Annotated in this window: 19 protein-coding genes; 12 read left to right on the forward strand and 7 right to left on the reverse strand. The window is 68.9% G+C overall.

Annotated elements, in window-relative coordinates; all coding sequences use genetic code 11:
* The first annotated feature begins 185 nt into the window (after positions 1–185).
* From cydD to MKI84_RS15605, 5 genes are all read left to right on the forward strand, one after another.
* Positions 186–2,066 carry a thiol reductant ABC exporter subunit CydD gene (cydD, locus tag MKI84_RS15585; RefSeq protein WP_241621028.1) on the forward strand — a complete coding sequence of 627 codons (1,881 nt, stop codon included), beginning with the start codon at positions 186–188 and terminating at the stop codon, positions 2,064–2,066.
* Positions 2,059–3,738 carry a thiol reductant ABC exporter subunit CydC gene (gene cydC, locus MKI84_RS15590; protein ID WP_241621029.1) on the forward strand — a complete coding sequence of 560 codons (1,680 nt, stop codon included), beginning with the start codon at positions 2,059–2,061 and terminating at the stop codon, positions 3,736–3,738. Before cydD ends, cydC begins: the two co-directional genes overlap by 8 nt.
* 224 nt (positions 3,739–3,962) lie before the next feature.
* Positions 3,963–5,534, forward strand: a complete 1,572-nt coding sequence (locus MKI84_RS15595) for a cytochrome ubiquinol oxidase subunit I (RefSeq protein ID WP_241621030.1) — start codon at positions 3,963–3,965, stop codon at positions 5,532–5,534.
* Positions 5,535–5,555: 21 nt separating this feature from the next.
* Positions 5,556–6,689 (forward strand): cytochrome d ubiquinol oxidase subunit II, encoded by a 1,134-nt coding sequence (cydB, locus tag MKI84_RS15600; RefSeq protein ID WP_241621031.1) that lies wholly within the window; start codon positions 5,556–5,558, stop codon positions 6,687–6,689.
* A gap of 20 nt (positions 6,690–6,709) precedes the next feature.
* Positions 6,710–6,892: a cytochrome bd oxidase small subunit, CydX/CbdX family gene (locus tag MKI84_RS15605; protein WP_241621033.1), complete on the forward strand. Its 183-nt coding sequence runs from the start codon at positions 6,710–6,712 to the stop codon at positions 6,890–6,892.
* A gap of 55 nt (positions 6,893–6,947) precedes the next feature.
* Here MKI84_RS15605 and MKI84_RS15610 read toward each other — a convergent pair whose 3' ends face one another.
* The 3 genes from MKI84_RS15610 to MKI84_RS15620 form a co-directional block, all read right to left on the reverse strand.
* Positions 6,948–8,201, reverse strand: coding sequence for an ArsB/NhaD family transporter (locus MKI84_RS15610; protein WP_241621035.1), 1,254 nt, complete (start codon positions 8,199–8,201; stop codon positions 6,948–6,950).
* A gap of 154 nt (positions 8,202–8,355) precedes the next feature.
* Positions 8,356–9,222: a polyphosphate kinase 2 family protein gene (locus MKI84_RS15615; protein ID WP_241621037.1), complete on the reverse strand. Its 867-nt coding sequence runs from the start codon at positions 9,220–9,222 to the stop codon at positions 8,356–8,358.
* A 104-nt stretch (positions 9,223–9,326) separates the two neighbouring features.
* The gene (locus MKI84_RS15620; protein ID WP_241621039.1) at positions 9,327–12,305 is read right to left on the reverse strand and encodes an HD domain-containing phosphohydrolase; all 2,979 of its coding nucleotides are present in this window, start codon (positions 12,303–12,305) and stop codon (positions 9,327–9,329) included.
* A gap of 411 nt (positions 12,306–12,716) precedes the next feature.
* Here MKI84_RS15620 and zwf point away from each other — a divergent pair, with 411 nt between their 5' ends.
* From zwf to edd, 3 genes are read left to right on the forward strand one after another with little or no spacing between them, the layout of a single operon-like run.
* Entirely contained in the window at positions 12,717–14,192 is a 1,476-nt protein-coding gene (gene zwf / locus MKI84_RS15625) for a glucose-6-phosphate dehydrogenase (protein WP_241621041.1), read from the forward strand.
* A gap of 55 nt (positions 14,193–14,247) precedes the next feature.
* Positions 14,248–14,946 carry a 6-phosphogluconolactonase gene (pgl, locus tag MKI84_RS15630; RefSeq protein ID WP_241621043.1) on the forward strand — a complete coding sequence of 233 codons (699 nt, stop codon included), beginning with the start codon at positions 14,248–14,250 and terminating at the stop codon, positions 14,944–14,946.
* 43 nt (positions 14,947–14,989) lie between these two features.
* Entirely contained in the window at positions 14,990–16,834 is a 1,845-nt protein-coding gene (edd, locus tag MKI84_RS15635; RefSeq protein ID WP_241621045.1) for a phosphogluconate dehydratase, read from the forward strand.
* 16 nt (positions 16,835–16,850) lie between these two features.
* Here the strand turns inward: edd and MKI84_RS15640 are convergent, their stop codons facing one another.
* Entirely contained in the window at positions 16,851–17,960 is a 1,110-nt protein-coding gene (locus tag MKI84_RS15640; RefSeq protein WP_241621047.1) for a DUF2125 domain-containing protein, read from the reverse strand.
* Positions 17,961–18,224: 264 nt separating this feature from the next.
* On the opposite strand from MKI84_RS15640, the gene MKI84_RS15645 reads away from it, so the two are divergent.
* A complete protein-coding gene (locus MKI84_RS15645) occupies positions 18,225–18,770 on the forward strand; it encodes a gamma-glutamylcyclotransferase (protein WP_241621048.1) in 546 nt (181 codons plus the stop codon).
* 3 nt (positions 18,771–18,773) lie between these two features.
* Here MKI84_RS15645 and MKI84_RS15650 read toward each other — a convergent pair whose 3' ends face one another.
* Together MKI84_RS15650 and MKI84_RS15655 are read right to left on the reverse strand one after the other, a co-directional pair.
* Positions 18,774–19,478 (reverse strand): glutathione S-transferase N-terminal domain-containing protein, encoded by a 705-nt coding sequence (locus MKI84_RS15650; RefSeq protein ID WP_241621050.1) that lies wholly within the window; start codon positions 19,476–19,478, stop codon positions 18,774–18,776.
* Positions 19,479–19,514: 36 nt separating this feature from the next.
* Positions 19,515–19,754, reverse strand: a complete 240-nt coding sequence (locus MKI84_RS15655) for a Trm112 family protein (protein WP_241621052.1) — start codon at positions 19,752–19,754, stop codon at positions 19,515–19,517.
* 159 nt (positions 19,755–19,913) lie between these two features.
* Between MKI84_RS15655 and MKI84_RS15660 the strand changes: the two genes are divergently transcribed.
* Entirely contained in the window at positions 19,914–20,588 is a 675-nt protein-coding gene (locus MKI84_RS15660) for a GntR family transcriptional regulator (protein ID WP_241621053.1), read from the forward strand.
* A gap of 18 nt (positions 20,589–20,606) precedes the next feature.
* Here MKI84_RS15660 and MKI84_RS15665 read toward each other — a convergent pair whose 3' ends face one another.
* On the reverse strand, positions 20,607–21,410 hold the full coding sequence (locus MKI84_RS15665) for a gamma-glutamyl-gamma-aminobutyrate hydrolase family protein (protein WP_241621055.1): 804 nt from the start codon (positions 21,408–21,410) through the stop codon (positions 20,607–20,609).
* 150 nt (positions 21,411–21,560) lie between these two features.
* On the opposite strand from MKI84_RS15665, the gene MKI84_RS15670 reads away from it, so the two are divergent.
* Both MKI84_RS15670 and trxA read left to right on the forward strand, forming a co-directional pair.
* The gene (locus MKI84_RS15670; protein ID WP_241621057.1) at positions 21,561–22,088 is read left to right on the forward strand and encodes a prolyl-tRNA synthetase associated domain-containing protein; all 528 of its coding nucleotides are present in this window, start codon (positions 21,561–21,563) and stop codon (positions 22,086–22,088) included.
* Between the two features lie 88 nt (positions 22,089–22,176).
* Positions 22,177–23,094: a thioredoxin gene (gene trxA / locus MKI84_RS15675; RefSeq protein ID WP_241621059.1), complete on the forward strand. Its 918-nt coding sequence runs from the start codon at positions 22,177–22,179 to the stop codon at positions 23,092–23,094.
* Positions 23,095–23,126: the final 32 nt, after the last annotated feature.

The following is a 23,126-nucleotide window of genomic DNA, read 5'->3' on the forward strand; positions in this document are numbered from 1 at the left end:
TGATCGGCCCCGGCCGCACCCCGGCCGGGGCCGTGCCTTTTCCCGCCCGCGCGAAACCTGCGCCGGCGCACGGTGTCGCAGCCGGCACACGATTTTTTGTGGCCCAGTTCCCGGCCGGCCCGCTAAACAGGGCACCGGCCCGGTCGCGCCGCCGGGTCTGGCGCAGGACAAGGCCGCCCGCACGCATGACCCAGACGCCCGACCATTCCGAGGACGGCACTCCCGAACAGGGCCGGACGGCGCGCCGAAAGCTGGAGCGCTGGCTGCGCGCGCAACGCCCGCTCGCCGGGCCGGCGCTGAGGCGGGCCGGCATGTTCGGCGCGCTGGCCGGCTGCCTCGTGGTGCCGCAGGCCTGGCTGCTCGCCGCCGCCATCTCGCCGATCGTGACCGAGGGCGGAACGCTCGCGCAGGCCCTGCCCTGGTTGCTGCCGCTGGTGGCGCTCTACCTGCTGCGCTTCGCCCTCGCCCAGGGCGCCGACCGCGCCGCGATCCGCGCCGGGGCGGCGGTCAAGGCCGCGATCCGCGACCGGCTGCTGCGCCATCTCCAGGCACTGGGGCCGTCCTATGTCCGGCGCCATGCCAGCGGCGCACTCACCACCGCCGCGCTCGACGGCGTGGAGGCGCTGGAGCCCTATTACACGCGCTACCTGCCGCACATGCTCTCGCTCGCCGTGGTGCCGGCGCTGATCCTCGTCGTGGTGATGCCCCGCGACTGGATATCCGGCGTGGTCCTGCTGGTCACCGGCCCGACCATCCCCGTCTTTATGATCCTGATCGGGCTCGGCACCGAAAAGCTGAACCAGCGGCAATGGCGCCGCCTCACCCAGCTCGGCGGGCGCCTGCTCGACGCGCTGCAGCGCCTGACCACGCTGAAGATGTTCAACGCCACCGAGCGCGAGGCCGGCGTGCTCGCCTATGTCTCGGAGGAATACCGCCGCAGCACGATGAAGGTGCTGCGCGTCGCCTTCCTGTCGTCGCTGATGCTGGAATTCTTCGCGACCGTCGGCATCGCGCTGGTGGCGGTGCTGATCGGCTTCCGGCTTCTCTATGGCCATATGGGCTTCGAGGCCGGCTTCTTCGCCCTGCTGCTGGCGCCGGAATTCTACGCCCCGCTGCGCCAGCTCGGCGCCGATTACCATGCCCGCATGGAGGCGATCGGCGCGTCGGAACGTCTGGTGGCGATTCTGGAGACGGAACCGCCCGCCAACGGCACGGCCCGCCCGGCGCTGCCGGCGCGCATCGAGATCGCCTGCGACGATGTCAGCTTCGCCTATCCGCAGGGCCGCACCGCCCTCGACGGCGCGAGCCTGACGCTGGAAGCGGGCGCGGTAACCGCTCTGGTCGGGCCGAGCGGGGCGGGCAAGAGCACGCTGCTCGCCCTGCTGCTCGGGCTGGAGCGGCCGCAAGGCGGGCGCATCCTGATCGCCGGGCACGACCTCGCCACCATGGACAGCGAACACTGGCTCGCCCATGTCGCGCTGGTGCCGCAGCGCCCACACATGTTCGCCGGCACGGTGCGCGACAACATCGCGCTCGCCTTGCCGGAGGCGCCGCTGGAGCGCGTCCGCGACGCCGCCCGCCTCGCCGAGGCCGACGACTTCATCATGGCGCTGCCGGAGGGCTACGACACGCCGCTCGGCGAGCACGGCCTCACGCTCTCCGGCGGGCAGGCGCAGCGCATCGCGCTCGCCCGCGCTTTCCTCAAGGACGCCCCCGTGGTGCTGATGGACGAGGCCACCACCGGGCTCGACGCGGCGTCGGAGGCGCTGGTGACCAGGGCCGTGGCCCGTCTGGCGGAGCACCGCACCGTGCTGGTGATCGCCCACCGGCTGCGCACCGTCCGGCTCGCCCGGCGCATCGCGGTGATGGAGGCCGGCCGGATCGTCGAGCACGGCACGCATGAGGCGCTGGCCGCCGGCGACACGCGCTATGCCGCGCTGCTGGCCTCCGCCGGGCTGGCCGAGGCGGAGGTGGCCGAGACTGGGGTGGCCGAGACTGGGGTGGCCGAGACTGGGGTGGCCGAGACTGGGGTGGTTTCGAGCGGGACGGAGGCCGGTCATGAATGATCTGAAGGTTCTCCTGCGCCTGCTGGCGCTGTTCCGGCCCTATCGCGGCTGGATGCTGCTCGGCGCCCTGCTCGCCAGCATCACCGTGCTCGCCAGCGTGGCGCTGATGGCGGTGGCCGGCTGGTTCATCGCCGCCATGGCGACCGCGGGCATGGCCGGCGTGCTCATGAACTATTTCCTGCCCGCCGCCGGCATCCGCGCCTTCGCGATCCTGCGCACCGGCGGGCGCTATGCCGAGCGCGTGGTCTCGCACGAGGCGACGTTCCGTCTGCTGGCGCGGCTACGGGTCTGGCTGTTCCGCAAGCTGGTGCCGCTGGCCCCGGCGCAGCTCCAGAACCATCGCGGCGCCGACCTCGTCTCGCGTATCCAGGCCGATATCGACACGCTGCAGCACGCCTATCTGCGGCTGTATTCGCCGCTGGTGGTGGCGCTGGTCGGCACGGCGGTGGTGGTCGCGGTGCTGGCCCTGTTCAGCCCGGCGGTGGCGATGGTGGTGCTCGCCCTGCTGCTGGTCGCCGGGGCGCTGGTGCCGGGGCTGGTGTACCGCGCCGCGTCCACCCCCGGCGCGCAGGTGATCCGCGAGCGGGCCGCGCTGCGCGTGGCGCTGGTCGACGCCCTGCAGGGCATGACGGACCTGCGCGTCCAGGGCGCGCAGGAGCGGATGGCCGAGACCATCGCCGGGGTTTCGGAACGGCTCGGCGCGCATCAGTCCCGCGTGGCGCGGCTGGGCAGCCTGTCGGAGGGCATGGTCGGGCTGTGCGCCAATCTCGCGACGTGGAGCGCGGCGGCGCTCGCCATGCTCGCGGCCGGCGCCGGCACGCTGGCCCCGGAGCAGGTGCCGATGCTGGCGCTCGCCGCCTTTGCGAGCTTTGAAGCGGTGGCCCCGCTACCCTTGGCGATGCAGCGTGTCGGCGAGATCGCGGCCGCCGCGCGGCGCATCTTCGCGCTGGCGGATGAGGTGCCGGCGATCGCCCCGGTCACCACGCCGTCGCCGACCCCGCTCGACTCGTCGATCCACTTCCACGGCGTTCGCATGCGCTATGACGCGGCGGGCCCGCTCGTTCTCGACGGCATCGACCTCGACATCCCCGCCGGCCGGCGCGTCGCGGTGATCGGCCCGAGCGGCGCCGGAAAGACCTCGCTCGCGCGGGTGCTGCTGCGGTTCTGGGACTATGAAGGCGGCGAGATCCGCTTCGGCGGGCACGATCTGCGGGCCTACCGGCAGGACGATCTGTTCCGCCTCATCGGCGTGCTGTCGCAGGACACGCAGCTTCTGAACGCCAGCGTGCGCGAGAACCTGCTGGTCGCCGCGCCCGACGCCGACATGGCGGCGATGGAGCGGGCGATGCGCGCGGCCCAGCTCCACGATTTCATCGCCGCCCAGCCCCATGGCTACGACAGCTGGATCGGCGAGGGCGGCGTGCGGCTCTCGCTCGGACAGGCCCGCCGGCTGGCGCTGGCGCGGGTTCTGCTGCGCGATCCGTCCATCCTCATCCTCGACGAACCGACCGAGGGTCTCGACGCTCCCACCGGGCGGGCATTGATGGAGGCCGTCATGGACGCGATGGCCGGGCGCACCCTGCTGGTGATCACCCACCGTCCGGAAGAGGTCCGCGACCTCGTCGACGACACCGTCCGCCTGACCGACGGGCGCCTTGTACGAGGTATTTAAAAACCGTCAGGCCGAGGGTGGTAAAAGACCGGATCGGGCGAACTTGATAATGAAGTCAATGCGATCCGAAAAGTTTAGAACCATTGTCAGTCTTGCCATCGTCGCAGGGCACCGGCACTATAGGTAACAGGTGGAGCGGAATTTCGGGGGGGATTCCGGAAGGGTTCCCAGCTCGCCAGCGGTCGTATCCGGATCGGTTTCGATCCGCAGCGAGAGTGTCCCTGATGGTCAATGACCTTGTCGTCGATCTTTCCCGCCTGCAGTTCGCTGCCACAGCCCTCTACCACTTCATGTTCGTGCCGCTGACGCTCGGCCTGACCGTGCTGCTCGCCACGATGGAGACGGTCTATGTGGTGACCGGGCGCACGATCTATCGCGAGATGACGCAGTTCTGGTCGAAGCTGCTGCTGATCAACTTCGCCCTCGGCGTCGCCACCGGCCTCACCATGGAATTCCAGTTCGGCACCAACTGGTCCTACTATTCCAGCTTCGTCGGCGACACCTTCGGCACCCCGCTCGCCATCGAGGGCCTGATGGCCTTCTTCATGGAATCCACCTTCATCGGCCTGATGGTGTTCGGCTGGGAACGGCTTTCCAAGGCGCAGCACCTGTTCGTCACCTATCTGGTGGCGCTCGGCTCGAACCTGTCCGCGCTGTGGATCCTGGTCGCCAACAGCTTCATGCAGCACCCGCAGGGCGCCTCGTTCAATCCGGTGACGATGCGCATGGAGCTGGACAGCTTCTTCCTGCTGTTCTTCAACAGCGATGCGCAGTCGAAATTCGTGCACACCAGCCTCGCCGGCTTCGTGACCGCGGCGGTGTTCATGTGCAGCATCAGCGCCTTCTACATGCTGCGCGGCCGGCATCTCGACTTCGCCCGGCGCTCATTCCGCATCGCCGCCCTGTTCGGCATGCTCGGCACCGCCGGCACGCTGACCCTGGGCGATTCGCTCGGCTATTTCGCCGCGCGCGTGCAGCCCACCAAGCTGGTGGCGATGGAAGCGCTGTGGAAGACCGAGGCGCCGCCGATCGCGTTCAACGTCATCGCCTTCCCCTCGCAGAGCGAGCAGCGCAATCTCTGGGCGATCCAGATTCCCGGCATGCTCTCGCTGCTCGTCACCCATTCGCTGGATCAGGAGGTCGCCGCCGCCGACCAGCTGGTCGAGCAGGCCAAGGGCCGGATCCGGAACGGCGTGCCGGCGGTGCAGGCGATGATGGCGCTGAGCGCCGATCCGACCGACGCCAACGCCCTCGCCCAGTTCAACGCCCATCGCGCCGATGTCGGCTACGGCCTGCTGGTGCAGCGCTACGCGCCCGATGGCGACCTGACCAGGATCACCGACGCCGATGTCGACCGCGCGGCGCTCGACACGCTGCCCGAGGTCTGGATCATCTTCTGGGCGTTCCGCGCCATGGTCGGCTTCGGCGTGCTGATGCTCGGTTATTTCGTGCTGGCCAGCATGCTCACCCTGTCCAACAAGGTGCACAGGCTGCGCTGGTTCCAGTGGGCCTCGCTGCTGATGCTTCCGGCGCCCTACATCGCCTGCGAGGCGGGGTGGATCGTCGCCGAGATGGGCCGCCAGCCCTGGACGGTCTACGAGGTGCTGCCGACCTGGCTCTCCGCCTCGACCCACAGCGTCACCTACATGGCGTTCTCTGTAGCCGGCTTCGTGCTGCTCTACACCATCTTCGCCATCATCGAGGTCTATCTCATGGTCCACTTCATCCGGAAGGGACCCGATGACGGCGCGCCTCCCGGCGCCTCGCCCCACGCCTCCGCCGTTCCGGCCTATTGATCGAGAGAGGAGGAGCCTGTCATGGAAATCTATCTCGCTCTCAAGATCATCTGGTGGCTGCTGCTCGGCGTGCTGCTGATGGGCATCTCCATCATGGTCGGCATGGACATGGGCGTGGGCACGCTGCTGCGCCATGTCGGCCGCACCGACAGCGAGCGCCGCGTCGCCATCAACGTCATCGCCCCGCACTGGGACGGCAATCAGGTATGGTTCGTCCTCGGCGGCGGCGCGATCTTCGCGGCATGGCCACTGGTCTACGCCACCGCCTTCTCGGGCCTCTACGTGGTCATGCTGCTGCTGCTGTGGAGCATGATCGTGCGCCCGCTGGCCTTCGAATATCGCAGCAAGCGCGAATCCCCGACCTGGCGCAACAATTGGGACTGGTGCCTGTTCCTCTCCGGCTTCCTGCCGATGCTGGTGTTCGGTGCCGCGGTCGGCAACATGCTGCAGGGCGTGCCGTTCCACTTCGACTGGCGCCTGACCTCGTATTACACCGGCAGCTTCATCGCCCTGTTCAACCCGTTCGCCATTCTGTGCGGCGCGATGGCGGTGTCGATGTCGGTCTATATGGGCGGCGCCATCCTCACCAACGCCACCGACGGCCCGGTGCAGGAGCGCGCCCGGCGCGCCGCCATGCTTGCCGGCATCCTCGCCATGGTGCTGTTCACCATTGGCGGGCTGTGGCTGACCCGGCTGGAGGGCTATATGCTGGTCAGCGGGCCCGACCCCGCGCTGGCACAGACCCCGCTGCACCAGAGCGTGGAACGCGCGGCCGGCCACTGGCTCACCAATTACAACAATCACCCCGTGCTGTGGGCGGCGCCGGCGCTCGGCTATATCGGCGCGCTGCTCGGCGTGCTCTCGCTCAACGCCCGGCGGCCGCTCTTCGCCTGGTGGTTCGGCGCGCTAGCCTGGATCGGCATCATCGCCACCGTGGGGGCGGCCATGTTCCCCTTCATGATGCCCTCCAGCACCAACCCCTCGCACAGCCTCACGATCTGGAACGCCGGATCGAGCGAGCGTACGCTGAGCTGGATGCTGGGCTTCACCCTGATCTTCATGCCGCTCATCCTCTGGTACACGAGCTGGGCGTTCTGGGTGATGCGCGGCAAGGTCGACAAGGCGCATGTCGACTCCTCGGAACATGCCCTCTAAGCACGCGGAAGGATCGCATCATGCTGTTACGCTACTGCTTCTTCCTGTTCCTCATGGCGCTCGCCGTGGTGATCGCGGTGCTGCTGGGCGAGAGCGGGCCGTGGTATTTCTCCTGGGTGCTCGGCACCGGCTTCATGATCCTGGTCTCGTCCATGGGCGCCATCCTGCTGGACGAGCAGGAAGAGGCCGCGCCGGAGGCGTGAGAGGGTCGCCCTCGGCCGGGCGGCGGGCGTAGCGCCTCTTCCCGGCGGCGCCCGCTCAGCCGAGCAGCAGCACCCAGCCGGCCGCGACCAGCATGCAGGCGAGGGTGACGGGCACCCCGGCGCGGGAGAACTCGCGGAACGAGATTGTCACGCCCTGCGCCGCCGCCTGTTCCACCACGATGATGCCGGCAAGGCTGCCGAACACGATGAGGTTGCTGGAAAACCCGGTGCCGAGCGCCAGCGCCGCGCCCAGCGCCGCGTGATCGGCGCCGGCTTCGAGAAACGGTACCAGCAGCATCACCGCCGGATTGTTGCCCACCACATTGCTCAACGCGCCGCCCACCAGGAACAGGGTCAGCGGCTGGGTGAGATCGAAGCCCGCGGCGCGGAACTCCGCCAGCAGCGATTGCGGGAGGCCGGTGGCGGCCAGCGCCGCGTTCACCACGAACAGGCCGACGATCAGCAGCAGCAGGTCGCCATCGACATGCCCCAGCATGTCGCGCGAGGAAATCCGGCGGTTGAGCAGCAACAGCCCGGCGCCGGTGAGCGCGATCAGCTCGCGCGAGACGTCGGAGAAGATGAACCCGGCGATCACCGCCAGCGTCACCAGCCCCGCCTTCGCCGTTTCCCAGCGGTCGAGCGGCGGCGGCGGCGCGGCGGGCGCGGGAGCGGCAATCTGCGAACCCTGCCCTGGCGGCAGGGCGGCGAGCGCCCATTTTCCACGATAGAGCAGCGCGACGATGCCCCACACGATCGGCAGCGACGCCAGCGCCGGCAGGGCGGTGACGCGAAGGAATCCGTTGAAGCTCAGGCCGAGCCCCTGCGCCGCGATCATGTTCTGCGGGCTGCCGATCAGCGTGCCGGCCGAGCCGCTATTGGCGGCGAAGCAGAAGGCGAGCAGGAACGGCACCGGGTTGAGCCCGCGCGCCAGCGTGATCGAGACCAGCAGCGGCGTCATCGCCACCACCACCACGTCATTGGTCAGGACCGCCGACAACAGGCCGCCCGCCGCGACCAGCACGCCGAGCAGGACCGGCGGGCTCACCCTGAGCGTGGCGATGCCCCGCGCCGCCCAGCCATAGAAGCCGGAAACGACGAAGGCGGCGGAGACCACCATCAGGCCGAACAGCATGCCGACACTGCGATAGTCGATGGCGTTCCAGGCCGCGGCGGGGCTGATGCTGCCCGCGCTCATCATGGCCATGGCGCCGATGATCGCCGCCCCGGTGCGGTCGACCTTGAAGCCCGGCAGCTTGCCGACGCCCATCGCGACATAGACCAGCAGGAAGATCAGGATCGTCAGGTCCATCGGGCTTCACCCTTGCGATAGCGCCCGTAGCCAACGCCGTTCATTGCCTGCCCTCGCCCTTGTCGACCCGGCGAATCGGCCGGACCGGGAAAGGCTCTGGATCGCTGGAACATGTCCTCTTTGATCAGATGGGTCCATCTGATCGGCAAAGGCTCTAGCGGTCTTTTCCGCCGGTGTCAGCGTCCGCCGGCCCGCGCGCCACCGCCGCGTGATAGTCGGCGCGGATGCGATCGAGGTCGACCGTGGGCTTCGGCAGCTTCAGATCGAGATCGTCGAGCGTGGCCTCGATGATCTCCGACACGGCGAGGTTGCGGAACCATTTATGGTTCGAGGGAATGACGAACCAGGGCGCGTGCGGCGTCGAGGTCTTCTCCAGAAGATCCTGATAGGCTTCGGTGTAATCGTCCCAATAGGCGCGCTCCTTGTAATCCGCCTCGCTGATCTTCCATTGCCGCGCCGGGTCCTCCAGCCGCTGGCGGAAGCGCTCCAGCTGTTCCTCGGGCGAGATGTGGAGGAAGAATTTGAGGATGGTGATGCCGGAATCGGCGAGCAGCCGCTCGAACTCGTTGATGCGGTCATAGCGCGTCGACCACACCGCCTTCGGCACCAGCTCATGCACGCGCACCACCAGCACGTCCTCGTAATGCGAGCGGTTGAACACGGCGATCTGGCCGCGGCCGGGCGTGTGGGGATGCACGCGCCACAGGAAATCGTGCCGCAGCTCCTCCTCGGTCGGCTGCTTGAAGCTGGTGACGGTGGTGCCGAGCGGGCTCATCGCCGAAACCACATGCCAGCACGTGCCGTCCTTGCCGGCGGCGTCGAGGCCCTGCAGCACGATCAGCAGCCCGTGCTTCTTCTCGCCATAGAGCTTCTGCTGGAGGTCGGCGAGGCGGGCGACGTTGCGGGCGAGCTCCTTGCGGGCATCCTCGGCTGAGCCGTAGTCGCCGCGAAAGGCCGGGTCGAACTTCTTGAGCCGCACCTTCGCGCCCGGCGCGACCATCAGCTTCTTGCGCAGGTTCATCCGCGTTCTCTCCTGTTTCCGCCCGAATCCTGTTCTCGCCGGCGTCGGCCGGCGCGGGGGAGGCAGAGACTAGAGCCACGCGCCGCCGCTGTCAGGTCACGGGATCACGCCGCGCGCTGCACCGGGTGCATGGCGAGCACGGCATCGACGTCCGGCTCGTCGATCTGGCCGGGGGAAAGATGCTCGCGCGCATAGTCGCGCCAGATTCCGGAGCGCAGGAACAGGTCGAGCAGGTCCGGGTCGAGATGGCCGTCGCGCTTCATGAAGCCCATGATGCGGATCGCCTCGCTCAGCGTCTTGGCCTTCTTGTAGGGTCGGTCGCCGGCGGTCAGCGCCTCGAACACGTCGGCGATCGCCATCATCCGCGCCACCGGGCTCAGTTCGTCACGCACGAGACCGCGCGGATAGCCGGTGCCATCCATCTTCTCGTGATGCCCGCCGGCATATTCCGGCACATTGGCCAGCGGCCCGGCCAGCGGCAGGCCTTCGAGCATCAGGATGGTGCGGGTGATGTGGCGGTTGATCTCGTAGCGCTCCTCCTCGGTGAGCGTGCCGCGACCGATCGAGAGATTGTGCAGTTCGCCGAGATTGAGCCGGTGGTCCGGCCGCTTGAGGCTGAAGCCGGCCTTGGCCTCGAAATCGTCGAGCTGGTTGGAGAAATGGTCGACGATGTGATCCGGCCGGTCGGCAAGCAGCGGCTCGGTAACCGGCAGCGACGGCTCGGCCACGCGCTCCCTGCGCCGGCGCTCCTCGCTGGAAATGCCGATCCGGTCGCTCAGCGTGCGGGTCCACCGTCGCCGCGCGATCTGGTACAGCCGCTCGATCTTGTGCGGTTCCATGAATTCGCCGCCCTCGTTGCAGGAGGCGACGAAGGCGAAATCCTCGTCCAGTTCATGCCATTCGCCGTCGCGGACGGCGCGAAGCTGGGCCTCGTCGCCGCCCTTGGCCAGCGCCTGCCAGTACGCCGTCTCCGCCTGCGCCTTGAGCAGTTCGAAGCGCATGCGGATTTCGTGGATGCGATCGGTGATGGTCTCCAGCTTGGTGGCCTTGTCGATCACATATTCCGCGGTGGTCAGCTTGCCGCAATCGTGCAGCCAGCTCGCCACGTCGACCGCTTCCCATTCCTCGGGCGTCAGGTTGAAATCGGCATAGGGCCCCTCGCGGCTGTCGCAGGCCGCCTGCGCCAAAGCGTGGGTGATCAGCGGCACGCGCTGGCAATGGCCGTTGGTGTAGGGCGACTTGGCGTCAGTCGCGAGCGCGATCATACGGATCACGGCGTCGAGCAGCTTCTTGCGCGACTTGAGCAGCAGCGTGGTCTCGATCGCCACCGCCGCATTGCCGGAGAGCGCCCGCGCCAGGTCGAGGCTCTCATAGGGAATCGGCGCGTCCTCGCGGGCGGGCGAGCACAATAGCAGGCCGCCGATCACCTCGTCGGCGCGGTTCAGCAGCGGGATCACCGAGCAGCGCAGCACCTGCCCGGCCGCGAGCGGCCGGCTGCGCGTGAGCGGCGCCAGCATGTCGTCATGGGCGGGATCGGCGATGTCGAAATGGGTGACGTCGCGGCGGCGCAGCGCATGGATCAGGCGGGCCGCCGTGCCGGACGCGGCGTCGGTCAGCAGGCCAAGCTCCTCCGCGGCCGGCTCGTCCGATCCCTCATCGTCCGCCGGCGCAAGGCGCTCGGAACGGTCACCCAGCATCAGGAAGGTCGCGCCATTATCCTCGCTCAGAAAGATGAAGCCGGCTTCGGACGAGGTGATGCTGATGGTTTCCTGCAGCAGCCGGCGGGTCAGGCGGTCCGGGTCGCGCTCGGCGGACAGGGCGCGGCCGATCTCGATGAAACGCCGGATCGTCAGCCGCGCATTCTGGATCGCGCGCGACAGCGTATCGATCTCGGTCACCGAGGAGCGCGTATTGCCGGGCAGATCCTGGAAATTGAACGACTGGATCGCGGCGGCTTCCTCGGCGATGGCCACCAGCGGGCGGCTCACCGCCGTCGCGGTGTAGCGGATGGCGAGGATCACCACCAGAATGAGGCCGAGGCTGATCCAGCCCAGCGTGGTGACGATCTGGCGCACGCCCGCCATGATCTCGTCCTGCGGCATGGCGACCGCCATGGCGAAGGTCCACTGGCCGGAGTGCAACGGGGCGACATGCATGGTCCAGGCGCGCCCGTTGTCGCTGATGACCGACGTCTTGTCGCCCCCGCTATGGTCGCGCACGGCGGTCAGCATGGTCGGCACCACGGTCGAGGCGACATCGGTGACCCGCCCGCGCGAGGGCGAGTTCTGGAAGGCGGTCGGCAGCTCGGCGGCGGGGTTGCTGGCGGCGATCACGGCGCCGTTCGGGTCGGTGATGATGAGTTCGGAGGATGGCGTGTTCTTCATCCGCCGCAGCGCCTGCGACAGGTCGGCGAGGCTGAGGTCGATCGCCATCACGCCCCGGTTGCTGGCGATGCGGCGGGCGATGGTGACCCCGCTCTCGGCGGTGGCGAAGAAGCGGTACGGGTCGGTCAGGATCGCGCCGTCGCTGGCGAAGGCGTCATAATACCAGCGCCGATTGCGGGGATCGTAGAAGAAATCAGGCCGGTCCAGCTCCCCGACCGGATCGAGCGCCGCGTCGAGGAACACGAGCCGCGTTTCCCGTCCCTGCGCGGTGTTGCGGATGGTCTGCAAAAGGTAGCTGGCCGTGTCCGGGGCGCTGAGGTTGCGCCGCGCCACCGGGGAGGAGAGCTGGCGCAGCAGGATAAAGCCGCCATCGTCATAGCCGACATACATCGCGGAGGTGAACGGCTTGGCCTTCATGATCAGGCTGAACTGCCGCACCAGCGCCTGCTCGTTCTCCGGCGTGCGGCTCTGGACCTGCGGATCGGCCGCGAACATCGCGGTCATCAGGTTCAGGTTGGAGAAGCTGTCGTCGATACTGGCGCGGCTTTGGTTGGTCATCTGCGCGAACATCGTCGAGGTCGCGCCCTCGAGAATGGCTGCCGCGCGGTTGTTCACGAAGTAGATGATGCCGACCAGCGCCAGGGTGACGGTGACACCGAAGACCAAAGCGAGGTGCGTGTCGAGGCGTCTCTTCATCATGCGACGCTGCCTTTGCATGCGCTGAGCTGCGTGATCTATCTCGACGATAGCTCAAGATTAGTTTCGAAATGTACGATGTTTCAAGTCTTTTCGCCGTTTGTCTGTGCTCCGGCGCTCACGTTTACATCATTCAGCTACCGCCACGGCAGGAGGCCTGCGCCCCTTCACACGCGCTGCATGGTGGTGGGATTGAATGTCGCGCGCGTGGGGCAGAGGATGCGGGGATCCGGGGACAGCGATTCCCGCCGCTCCGGGCCGACGCCCCGCCATACCCTCGCGGTTCGATCCCCGCGGAATCGTTCTTGCTAGGAATTCCAGGCTAGGGATGATGATGTACGCACCTCAGGCGACAGGACCGGAATGCCCGCGCCGACCGGTTCCCCGGCGCGATTGTCAAGGAGACGCCAGACGATGACCAGCCGCGTAATTCCGGTCGCTCCCTTCGTGCTCACCGTTTTTGGGGCCACGGGCGACCTCTCCCGGCGCAAGCTGATACCGGCCATGTTCCACCGCGACCTCGACGGGCAGCTTCCGCCCGAGGCCAATATCGTGGGCACCTCGCGCCGCGCGATGACCGACGAGGAGTTCCGTGCCTTCGCCCACAAGGCCCTGACCGACCACATTCCCGCCGACGAACTCGGCGGACCGGAAGTGGACCGTTTCCTCGCGCGGCTCAGCTATATCGCGGCGGACGCGGCGGACGAATCCGGCTGGGACAACCTCACCGCCTGCATGGCCGGGCAAGGCGATCGCATCCGCGTCTATTATCTCGCCACCGCGCCGGAACTGTTCGGCCCGATCTGCGAGAAGCTCGGCAAATACGGCATGGCCGAGGGCGGGCGCGTCGTGATCGAGAAGCCGATCGGCAAGAGCCTCGCCTCGGCGCTGGCGCTCAATGACGAGATCGGCCGCATCTTCCCGGAAGATCGCGTCTATCGCATCGATCATTACCTGGGCAAGGAAACGGTCCAGAACCTGATGGCCCTGCGCTTCGCCAATGCGCTGTTCGAGCCGCTGTGGAACAACGCCCATATCGACCACGTGCAGATCACCGTCGCCGAGGCGCTCGGCGTCGAGGAGCGCGCGGGCTATTACGACACCGCCGGCGCCATGCGCGACATGGTGCAGAACCACATTCTCCAGCTGCTGTGCATGGTGGCGATGGAGCCGCCCTCCTCGCTGGACGCCGACGCGGTGCGCGACGAGAAGCTCAAGGTGCTCCGCGCGCTGAAGCCGGTCAGCGAGAACGAAGTCGGCGCGGTGACGGTGCGCGGGCAATATCGCGCGGGCGCGTCGGCCGGCGGCGCCGTGCCGGGTTATCTCGAAGAACTCGGCTCCTCGCGCAGCCAGACCGAAACCTTCGTGGCGGTGAAGGCCGAAGTGGCGAACTGGCGCTGGGCCGGCGTGCCGTTCTATCTGCGCACCGGCAAGCGCCTCGCCTCCCGCGTCTCGGAGATCGTGGTCAGTTTCCGCCCGGTACCGCATTCCGTGTTCGACGAAAATGCCGGGCCGATCGAATCCAACCGCCTCGTCATCCGCCTGCAGCCCGACGAGGGCGTGAAGCTGTGGCTGATGATCAAGGATCCCGGCCCGGGCGGCATCCGCCTCACCCATGTCCCGCTCGACATGAGCTTCGCCAAGGCCTTCAAGGTCCGCAATCCCGACGCCTATGAACGGCTGATCCTCGACGTGGTGCGCGGTAACCAGACCCTGTTCATGCGCCGCGACGAGGTGCAGGCGGCGTGGGAATGGGTCGACCCGATCCTCGAGGCGTGGCGCAATTCCAAGGAGCCCCCGCGCCCCTACACCGCCGGCACCTGGGGCCCGTCGGCCTCGATCGCGCTGATCGAGCGCGACGGCCGCACGTGGCTGGAGGACGGCGCGTGACCGCGCCTGCGGCTGGAGGACGGCGCGTGACCGCGCCTGTGGCTGGAGGACGGCCATGACCGCGCCGACGCTTCACGAATTCCCGGACGGCGGGGCGCTGGCCTCGGCGCTCGCCGATTATGTCGGCGCGGCGCTGGTGGCGCGCCTGGCGAAGGATGGCGGGGCGAGCCTCGCCGTCTCCGGCGGGCGCACCCCGCTGCGCTTCTTCGAGGCGCTGGCGGCGAAAGACCTGCCATGGTCGAAGATCGGCATCACGCTGGTGGACGAGCGCTGGGTGCGCGAGACCTCGGACCGCTCCAACGCCCGGCTGGTGCGCGAGCATCTGATGAAGGGCCCGGCGAGCGCCGCGCGCTTCGTGCCCCTGGCCAATGATGCCGCGACGCCGGAGGACGGGCTGTTCGCGCTCGACGAGGCGCTGGAAATTCTCTACTGGCCACTCGCCTGCGCCGTGCTCGGCATGGGAGAGGACGGCCACACCGCCTCGTTCTTTCCCGGCGGCGACAATCTGGAGCGGGCGCTGGACCCCGATGGCACGCTCGGCCTCTTGCCGATGCGCGCGGAAGGGGCCGGCGAGCCGCGCGTCACCATGACCCTGCCGCTGCTGCTGGCGGCGGACCGCCTGGCGCTCCATATCGAGGGGGACGCCAAGCGGCCCGTGCTCGCCGCCGCGCTCAAGGACGGGCCGGAGACCGATATGCCGGTGCGCGCCGTGCTGCGCGCCCCGCGCCCGCCCGAAATTTTCTGGTGCCCGTGACGGGCATCCCGAATGCCGAACCGAATCCATGAAGGAGATCCGCATGGCAGCCTCCGCCACTCCGTCCAGCGTGAACGCCCGTCTCGGCGAGGTGACGGAGCGCATCGTCAAGCGCTCCCATGACAACCGCTCGCGTTATCTGGACCGGATCGCGGCCGCCGCCGAGAAGGGGCCGAGCCGCGCCAAGCTCGGCTGCGCCAACCAGGCCCACGGCTTCGCCGCCTGCGGGCCGGGCGACAAGGCGATGCTGCGCGAGGGCTCGGGTGCCAACCTCGCCATCGTCACCGCCTATAACGACATGCTCTCCGCCCACCAGCCCTATGAGCACTATCCCGATCTGATCCGCGCCGCTGCCCGCGCGGCCGGCGGCGTGGCGCAGGTGGCCGGCGGCGTGCCGGCGATGTGCGATGGCGTCACCCAGGGCGAGGCCGGCATGGAGCTGTCGCTGTTCTCGCGTGACGTGATCGCGCTCGCGACCGCCGTCGCGCTCTCGCACCAGACCTTCGACGCCGCCGTGTTCCTCGGCATCTGCGACAAGATCGTGCCCGGCCTCGTCATCGGCGCGCTGTCCTTCGGCCATCTGCCGGCGGTGTTCATTCCCGCCGGCCCCATGACCTCGGGCCTGCCGAACGACGAGAAGGCCAAGATCCGCCAGCTCTTCGCGGAAGGAAAGGTCGGCCGCGATGCCCTGCTGGAGGCTGAATCGCTCTCCTATCACGGGCCGGGCACCTGCACCTTCTACGGCACGGCGAACACCAACCAGATGATGATGGAGATCATGGGCCTGCATCTGCCCGGGTCTTCCTTCGTCAACCCCAACACGCCGCTGCGCGACGCGCTGACAACGGCCGCGGCGGAGCGGGCGATGGCGATCACCGCGCTGGGCAATGGCTATGCCCCGGTCGGGCGCATGCTGGACGAGAAGGCCTTCGTCAACGGCGTGGTCGGCCTGCACGCCACCGGCGGCTCCACCAATCACACGCTGCACGTCGTCGCCATGGCGGCGGCGGCCGGCATCAAGCTGACCTGGGACGATTTCTCCGACCTCGCCGACATCACCCCGCTGCTGTGCCGCGTCTACCCCAACGGCAAGGCCGACGTGAACCATTTCCACGCCGCCGGCGGCATGGGCTTCGTCATCCGCGAGCTGCTCGGCGACGGGCTGCTGCATCGCGATGTCGAGACGGTGTGGGGCTCGGGCCTCGACGCCTACACGCAGGAGCCGGCGCTGGCCCCGGACGGCAGCCTCGCCTGGCGCGACGGCACCCCGACCAGCGGCGACGAGGCCGTGCTGCGCGGCGCCAAGGCGCCGTTCCAGGCCACCGGCGGGCTCAAGCTGCTCTCGGGCGATCTCGGCCGCGCGGTGATCAAGACCTCCGCCATCGCCTCGGAGCGCCACATCATCGAGGCGCCGGCCAAGGTGTTCCATTCGCAGGAGGAACTGCAGAAGGCGTTCAAGGCGGGCGACCTCAAGGGCGATTTCGTCGCCGTGGTGCGCTACCAGGGCCCCAAGGCCAACGGCATGCCGGAACTGCACAAGCTGATGCCGCCGCTCGGCGTGCTGCAGGATCGCGGCAACAAGGTCGCCCTCGTCACCGACGGCCGGCTCTCCGGCGCCTCGGGCAAGGTGCCGGCGGCGATCCATGTCACGCCGGAAGCCGCCGATGGCGGAGCGATCGCGCTGATCCGCGAGGGCGACATCGTGCGGCTCGACGCCGTGGCCGGCACGCTCACCGTGTTGGTCGACCCGGCCGAATGGGCGGCCCGCACCCCGGCGCCGGCCGATCTGGAGCCCTCGCACTGGGGCGTCGGGCGCGAATTGTTCGGCGCGTTCCGCGGGACGGTGGGCACGGCGGATACCGGCGCCACCATTTTCGCGCTGGGCTGACCGGGCTCCCTTCCGGTCAGAACACCGGGCCGATCTTGCCGAGCGGCAGGATGCCCAGCGCCACCCGCCCGTTCCTGAACACGAACGGGAAGGCGCTGGCATTCGCGCCGTCGACCTGTGTCGGCATGCCGGCCGCGCCCAGCACCGGCGCCAGCGCGGTTAGAAAATCGGGCATCAGTCCCGCGCTCGCCAGCACCGGCAGCAGCTTGCCGGCCTCGACCACGGAAACCGTGACCATGCCGTCGAGGCGGCGCTGCGGGTCAAGCCCCAGCTCACCCATGGCGGCCATCATCCCGCCGCCGGCGCTGATCCGCGCCTGATCGATCTTCACCCGCCCGCCATTGGCCTGCCATTTCAGCAGCCGCGCTTCGACCGGCAGGATGGCAAGCTCCGGCACGCCGGTGATCGTGGCCTGAAGCAGCGCGTCGACCGGCGCCGCCGGTTGCGCCCCGGCCGCCGGCGCGCCGCCCATCAGCGCCATGCCGGTGGCGTCGTCCACCTCCATCGCGATGTCGAGCGCCCCATTCGCCGCCTCGCCCGGATGCTGGCGCAGATGCAGTTCGAGATGGCGGGCGGACAGGATGGTCGCGCCGCCTTCGGCCAATGTGTAGTCATTGGCCGCGAGCGAGAAACGCTCCAGCCGCTGCCCCGTGCCGGCACCGCTGACCTGCAGCAGGGTCCAGCCGGCGGTGATGGTGCGCCCGGTCGCCGCCTCGCTCAGCGTCGCCGGACCTGTGAACTCGGCAATGATGTGCCGGGGATTCCAGACCTGCGCCACTGCGTGAACGCGGGCGGCCTTCCAGGTCCATTGGGTCGGCCCCTGCAGCACCACGCTCGGCCCGTCGCAGCTCAGCTCGAAGCGGAACGGATAGCCGCCAATGGTGCGATTGCCGCAGCTCCAGTCGCGCCCGCGCGCGCCTTCCGCCACGATCCAGTTGTCGATCTCGCGCTCGGCGCGGCCGGCGGCATAGTACCAGGCCCCGGTCCATGCCAGCCCCGCGGCGACCAGCGCCAGCGCCGGCAGGGCGACCCACCAGGCGGGACGGCGCCGGGGCGCGGGCGTCTCAGGTCCCGCATCCGGTGCATCGGCATGGCGGAACTCGGGCGGCATGTCGGAAAGGCTCAATGCGTTGGTCTCCTCAAGGCGGCGGGCTGCCGGCCGGCCCCACCGTAGAACGCCCGGCCCGCCGTGCAAACCGCCGGGAGCCAGCGCGGTCATGATCGCGGCGCGATACGGCCGGATTATGCTCAAACCGTTGAGGGAAGTGCCTTATCCGGTCGACAGGGTGATTCCGCCGAGCGGCAAAGGCGGCTAGTCTCGGCGGCCGCCGGGCCGGAACCGCCGGCAACAGGCCTCTTCCGCTCATGAGCCACCCGTGATGATTAGATCATGACCCTGCGCGATCCCGCCCCGCCCGCCGAGGACCTCTGGGTGTTCGGCTATGGCTCGCTGATGTGGAATCCGGGCTTCGACTATGAGGAACGCGCGCCGGGCCGGCTGCTCGGGGCGCATCGCTCGCTCTGCGTGCTGTCGGTGCACTGGCGCGGCACGCCGGAGCGGCCCGGCCTCGTGCTCGGGCTGGATCGCGGGGGAAGCTGCATCGGCATGGCGTTCCGGGTCGGGCGCGACAAGGCCGGGGCGACGCTCGACTATCTGCGCGAGCGCGAGCAGGTGACGAAGATCTACCGCGAAGCCACCCAGCGGGTCTGGCTGAGGGACGGCAGCGGACGTGCCGTGCCGGCCCTCGTCTTCCTGGTCGATCGCGGCCACGCCCAATATGCCGGCCGGCTCACCCCGGAGGAGCGGTTGCATCTGGTGCGGCAGGGTCACGGCGTGGGCGGGCCCAATGCCGATTACGTCACCGCCACCGACCGCCACCTCGTCGAACTGGGCATCCACGACCCGCAGATGCGCTGGATCGTGGAGCGGCTGTAGCCCTCACGCCCTCGGCGGAATCTCCAGCCCGCGCTGCACCGCCGGGCGGGCGAGGCCGCGCGCCAGCCAGGCCGGCACATGGGTCAGGCTGCCATAATCCACCAGCTCCGCCGCCTCGTAGAAGCCGACAAGGTTGCGCACCCAGCCGATGAGCGACACGTCGGCGATGGTGTAATCGTCGCCCATGATCCAGTCGCGACCCGCCAGCCGCGCCTCCAGCACCCCGAGCAGGCGCTGCGATTCGGCGCGGTAGCGTTCCAGCGGGCGCTTGTCCTCGTAGTCGCGGCCGGCGAATTTATGGAAGAAGCCGAGCTGGCCGAACATCGGGCCGACCGCCGCCATCTGGAAGAACAGCCATTGCAGCGTCTCGTAGCGCGCCACCGGGTCGGCGGGCAGCAGCTTGCCGGTCTTCTCCGCGAGATAAACCAGAATCGCGCCGGATTCGAACAGCGCGATCGGCTTGCCGCCCGGCCCGTCGGGATCGAGAATCGCGGGAATCTTGCCGTTGGGGTTCAGCGACAGGAATTCCGGCGTCCAGGTCTCGTTGGCGCCGATCTTGATGGTGTGCGCCTCATAGGGCAGGCCGATCTCTTCCAGCATGATCGAGACCTTCACCCCGTTCGGGGTCGGGAAGGAATAAAGCTGCAAGCGGTCGGGATGAGTCGCCGGCCAGCGCCGGGTGATCGGGAAGGCGGAGAGATCGGACATGCGTCGCTTCCTGTGGAGGCTCAAGGGGACCGGCGCTCAGCGCCCGGCCAGCTCGGCGTCGGTGAGGGGGCGGGCCTCGTCGGCCAGCATGATCGGGATGCCGTCACGGATCGGGTAGGCGATGCGGGCGGCGCGCGAGATCAGTTCATGGGCCGCGCGGTCATAATCCAGCGGACCCTTGGTCACCGGGCATACCAGAATTTCCAGCAGCTTGGGATCCAGCTCGTGGCCGGCATGATGGGAAGCGGCGGGCGGCAGGTGCGGTTTCTCGGCCATGGGAGCTCCGGAAGAGGTGTGGCACGGCGGCGTCGGGGATGAGATATAGCCGCCCGATCGAATTTTGTAGCCGTCGAAGCTGACAATCTCGCGTCGCGCCACCGGCGATACCGCGCCGGGCCTGTCGCGCGGCGGTATCGGACGTTAGGATCGATACCCATGGACCCGACGCCGCTCGAAATCGCCGACCCGCCCCGCCTGCACGGCGAAACCGTGCAGCAATGGGTGTTCCGGCGGCTGCGGCGCACCGTGATGGCCGGGCGCTTCCCGCCGGGCCGGGCGGTGACGATACGCGGCCTCGCCGAGGCGATGGGCGTCTCCGCCATGCCGGTGCGCGAGGCGCTGGCCCGGCTGGTGGCAGAGCGGGCGCTGGTGCTGCTCGATAACCGGCGCGTGCGGGTGCCGGAGATGACCGCGCAGCGCTTCGACGAACTGGTGGCCGCCCGCACCCTGCTGGAAAGCGAGGCCGCCGCCCGGGCGCTGGCGCTCACCGACGACGCCTTCATCCGCCGGCTCGCCGTGCTCAACCGCGCGTCCGACCAGGCGGTGGCCGATGCCGACACCGAAGCGATCATCGAGACCAATCTGGCCTTCCACGCCGCGCTCTATGGCGGGCGGGCGGACAGCGTGCTGCTGCCCCTGATCGAATCGGTCTGGCTGCAGATCGGCCCGTTCATGCGCATGGCGCTGGCCGATCTCGACGCGCATTACCCGGTCGATCGCCATGCCGAGGCGCTGGCCGCGCTCAAGGCCCGCGACGAGGCAGGGCTGCGCGCCGCCATCGAGGCCGACATACGCGACGGCATCGGCCATCTGCGCGCGCAGCTCGACTGACAGCGCCAATCGACGGCGCTATTCGGCCGCGTTCAGCCGGCGCCCACCGCGACGCCGCTCGGCATGGAGCCGGGCCGCCGCGCCGAAGGCGGTGAACACCGCGCTCGACAGCCGGTCGTCCCAGAACCGCCATTCCGGGTGCCACTGGATCGCGAGATTGAAGCCCGGCGCATCGGCGATGCGGAACGCCTCGATGGTGCCGTCCGCCGCGCGCGCCTCGACGGTGGCGTTGGGGGCGAGCTGAGCCACGCCCTGCCCGTGCAGCGAATTCACCCGCCAGGTGGAGGCGCCGGCGAGGCCGGCCAGCAGCCCGCCCGGCTCCAGCAGCACCTCGTGCACCGGCGCATATTGCATGGCGATGTCGAGGCGCGTGTCCTCGCGATGGTCGAAGCGGCCGGGCTGCTCGTAGAGCTTCTGGAACAGCGTGCCGCCGAGCGCGACGTTCATCTCCTGAAAGCCCCGGCACACGCCGAAGATCGGCACGCCGCGCTCCAGCGCCGCCTTGATCAGCGGCAGCGAGAGATCGTCGCGGTGCGGGTCGGAAGGCAGCGGCGGATCATGGGGCGCGTCGCCATAATGATGCGGGGCGACATTGGACGGGCTGCCGGGCAGGAAGATCGCGTCGACCAGTTCCAGCACCTCGTCGACCACCAGCCGCTCAGGCGCCATGTCGGCATCCACCGCCGAGACCGTGCCGGGGAGCAGAACGGGGAGCGCCTGCGCGCCCTTGGCGACCGAATAGACATATTTCTCGGTGACGCCGTGCACGACCTGGCCGCCATTGGCCTTCACATCGGAGATGATGCCGATCACTGGACGCATGATTGCCGCTCGATTTCTGGTAACTGACGTCCCGCGATGTGGGATCGGCCGCCGGTTCCTGTCAACCGGATTGATGGTCCACGCACGCCAGACCCCTTGCCCGTGCATGGCTCGACGGCTTAGAAGCGCGGCAATCCGAGAGGTTCGCCGATGCCCGATACCGCCCCGCTCTCCCGTGATGCCCTGCTGGCCCGCCTTGAGGCGCTCGGCATCGCCACCCGCACCGTCGAGCACCCCCCGCTGTTCACCGTGGAGGATTCGCAGGCGCTGCGCGGCGACATTCCCGGCGGCCACACCAAGAACCTGTTCCTGAAGGACAAGAAGGGCAATCTCTTCCTCGTCGTGGTCGAGGAGGAGGCGAAGGTCGACCTGAAGAGCCTGCACCAGCCGCTCGGCGCGGCGAGCCGGCTGTCCTTCGGCAGCGCGGAACTGCTGGAGGAGGTGCTGGGCGTGAAGCCCGGCGCCGTCACCGCCTTCGGTCCGGTCAACGACCGCCAGGGCCGCGTCACCGTGGTGCTCGATGCCGGGCTGATGGCGCATGAGACGGTCAACTGCCATCCGCTGGTGAACACCGCGACCACCACCATCGCCAGCGCCGACCTGATCCGCTTCCTGCGCGACACCGGGCACGAGCCGCTGATCCTCGCCGTCCCGTGCCGAAGCGAGGCCGACGCGTGAACGCCGGGCTTCCGTACGGTTGCATTTGCGGCCCGACCGACCATCTTTGAGGCGCGACCAGCGCGAGCGAGCATTGCCAGGAGACGTCATGCTGCTGAACCAGCCTGCGGAAAACCCCGCCCCCGGCGCGGCGGGCGGCGACGATATCGTCATCGACACCACCACCAAGAGCTTCATGCAGGACGTGGTCGAGGAATCGCGCAAGCGCCCGGTCTTGGTGGACTTCTGGGCGCCGTGGTGCGGCCCCTGCAAGCAGCTCACCCCGGTCATCGAAAAGGTGGTGCGCGCCGCCAAGGGCAAGGTGCGCCTCGCCAAGATGAACACGGACGAGCATCCCGCCGTCGCCCAGCAACTCGGCATCCAGTCGCTGCCGACGGTCTATGCCTTCGTGAACGGCCAGCCGGTCGACGGCTTCATGGGCGCCCAGCCCGAAGGCCAGATCAAAGCGCTGGTCGATCGCCTCACCGCCGGCGCGCCCGACAGCGCCGAGGAAATCCTGCTCAGCGCCGATGCCGCGCTTGACGAGGGCGACCTCGTGGGCGCCAGCGAGCTGTACGCTCATATCCTCACCGAGGAGCCCGAGAACCTGAAGGCCCTCGCCGGCCTCGCCCGCACCCAGCTTGCCGCCGGCTCGCTGGACGCGGCGAAGGCGATCCTCGCCAAGGTGCCGGAAAAGGGCGCGAACGACGCCGCCATCGCCGCCGTGCGTGCCGCGATCGAGCTGGAAGAGGCCGCCGCCGCGCTGGGCGACGTCAAGGACCTCGAAGCCCGGGTCGCCGCCGATCCGCTCGATCATCAGGCACGTTTCGACCTTGCCGTCGCGCTCAATGCCCATGGCAAGCGCGAGGAGGCGATCGACCAGCTGCTCACCATCGTGCGCCGCGACCGCAACTGGAACGAGGACGGTGCGCGCAAGCAGCTCGTGCAGTTTTTCGAGGCATGGGGTCCGGCCGACGAGATGACGCTGCTCGGCCGGCGCCGCCTGTCCTCCATCCTGTTCGCGTGAGCCGGGCTCCCGCCCGGCCGCGCCGCTCTTGA

This window comes from Ancylobacter gelatini (assembly GCF_022601675.1).
GTDB classification, from domain to species: domain Bacteria; phylum Pseudomonadota; class Alphaproteobacteria; order Rhizobiales; family Xanthobacteraceae; genus Ancylobacter; species Ancylobacter gelatini.

Coding starts and splice junctions, on each gene's coding strand:
- MKI84_RS15615 (WP_241621037.1), bottom strand. CDS start 9,222: ATGAACCTGCGCAAGAAGCTGATGGTCGCGCCGGGCGCGAAGGTGCGG.
- MKI84_RS15595 (WP_241621030.1), top strand. CDS start 3,963: ATGGTCAATGACCTTGTCGTCGATCTTTCCCGCCTGCAGTTCGCTGCC.
- MKI84_RS15645 (WP_241621048.1), top strand. CDS start 18,225: ATGACCCTGCGCGATCCCGCCCCGCCCGCCGAGGACCTCTGGGTGTTC.
- MKI84_RS15605 (WP_241621033.1), top strand. CDS start 6,710: ATGCTGTTACGCTACTGCTTCTTCCTGTTCCTCATGGCGCTCGCCGTG.
- cydD (WP_241621028.1), top strand. CDS start 186: ATGACCCAGACGCCCGACCATTCCGAGGACGGCACTCCCGAACAGGGC.
- trxA (WP_241621059.1), top strand. CDS start 22,177: ATGCTGCTGAACCAGCCTGCGGAAAACCCCGCCCCCGGCGCGGCGGGC.
- MKI84_RS15620 (WP_241621039.1), bottom strand. CDS start 12,305: ATGATGAAGAGACGCCTCGACACGCACCTCGCTTTGGTCTTCGGTGTC.
- cydC (WP_241621029.1), top strand. CDS start 2,059: ATGAATGATCTGAAGGTTCTCCTGCGCCTGCTGGCGCTGTTCCGGCCC.
- cydB (WP_241621031.1), top strand. CDS start 5,556: ATGGAAATCTATCTCGCTCTCAAGATCATCTGGTGGCTGCTGCTCGGC.
- pgl (WP_241621043.1), top strand. CDS start 14,248: ATGACCGCGCCGACGCTTCACGAATTCCCGGACGGCGGGGCGCTGGCC.
- edd (WP_241621045.1), top strand. CDS start 14,990: ATGGCAGCCTCCGCCACTCCGTCCAGCGTGAACGCCCGTCTCGGCGAG.
- MKI84_RS15655 (WP_241621052.1), bottom strand. CDS start 19,754: ATGGCCGAGAAACCGCACCTGCCGCCCGCCGCTTCCCATCATGCCGGC.
- MKI84_RS15660 (WP_241621053.1), top strand. CDS start 19,914: ATGGACCCGACGCCGCTCGAAATCGCCGACCCGCCCCGCCTGCACGGC.
- MKI84_RS15665 (WP_241621055.1), bottom strand. CDS start 21,410: ATGCGTCCAGTGATCGGCATCATCTCCGATGTGAAGGCCAATGGCGGC.
- MKI84_RS15670 (WP_241621057.1), top strand. CDS start 21,561: ATGCCCGATACCGCCCCGCTCTCCCGTGATGCCCTGCTGGCCCGCCTT.
- zwf (WP_241621041.1), top strand. CDS start 12,717: ATGACCAGCCGCGTAATTCCGGTCGCTCCCTTCGTGCTCACCGTTTTT.
- MKI84_RS15650 (WP_241621050.1), bottom strand. CDS start 19,478: ATGTCCGATCTCTCCGCCTTCCCGATCACCCGGCGCTGGCCGGCGACT.
- MKI84_RS15610 (WP_241621035.1), bottom strand. CDS start 8,201: ATGGACCTGACGATCCTGATCTTCCTGCTGGTCTATGTCGCGATGGGC.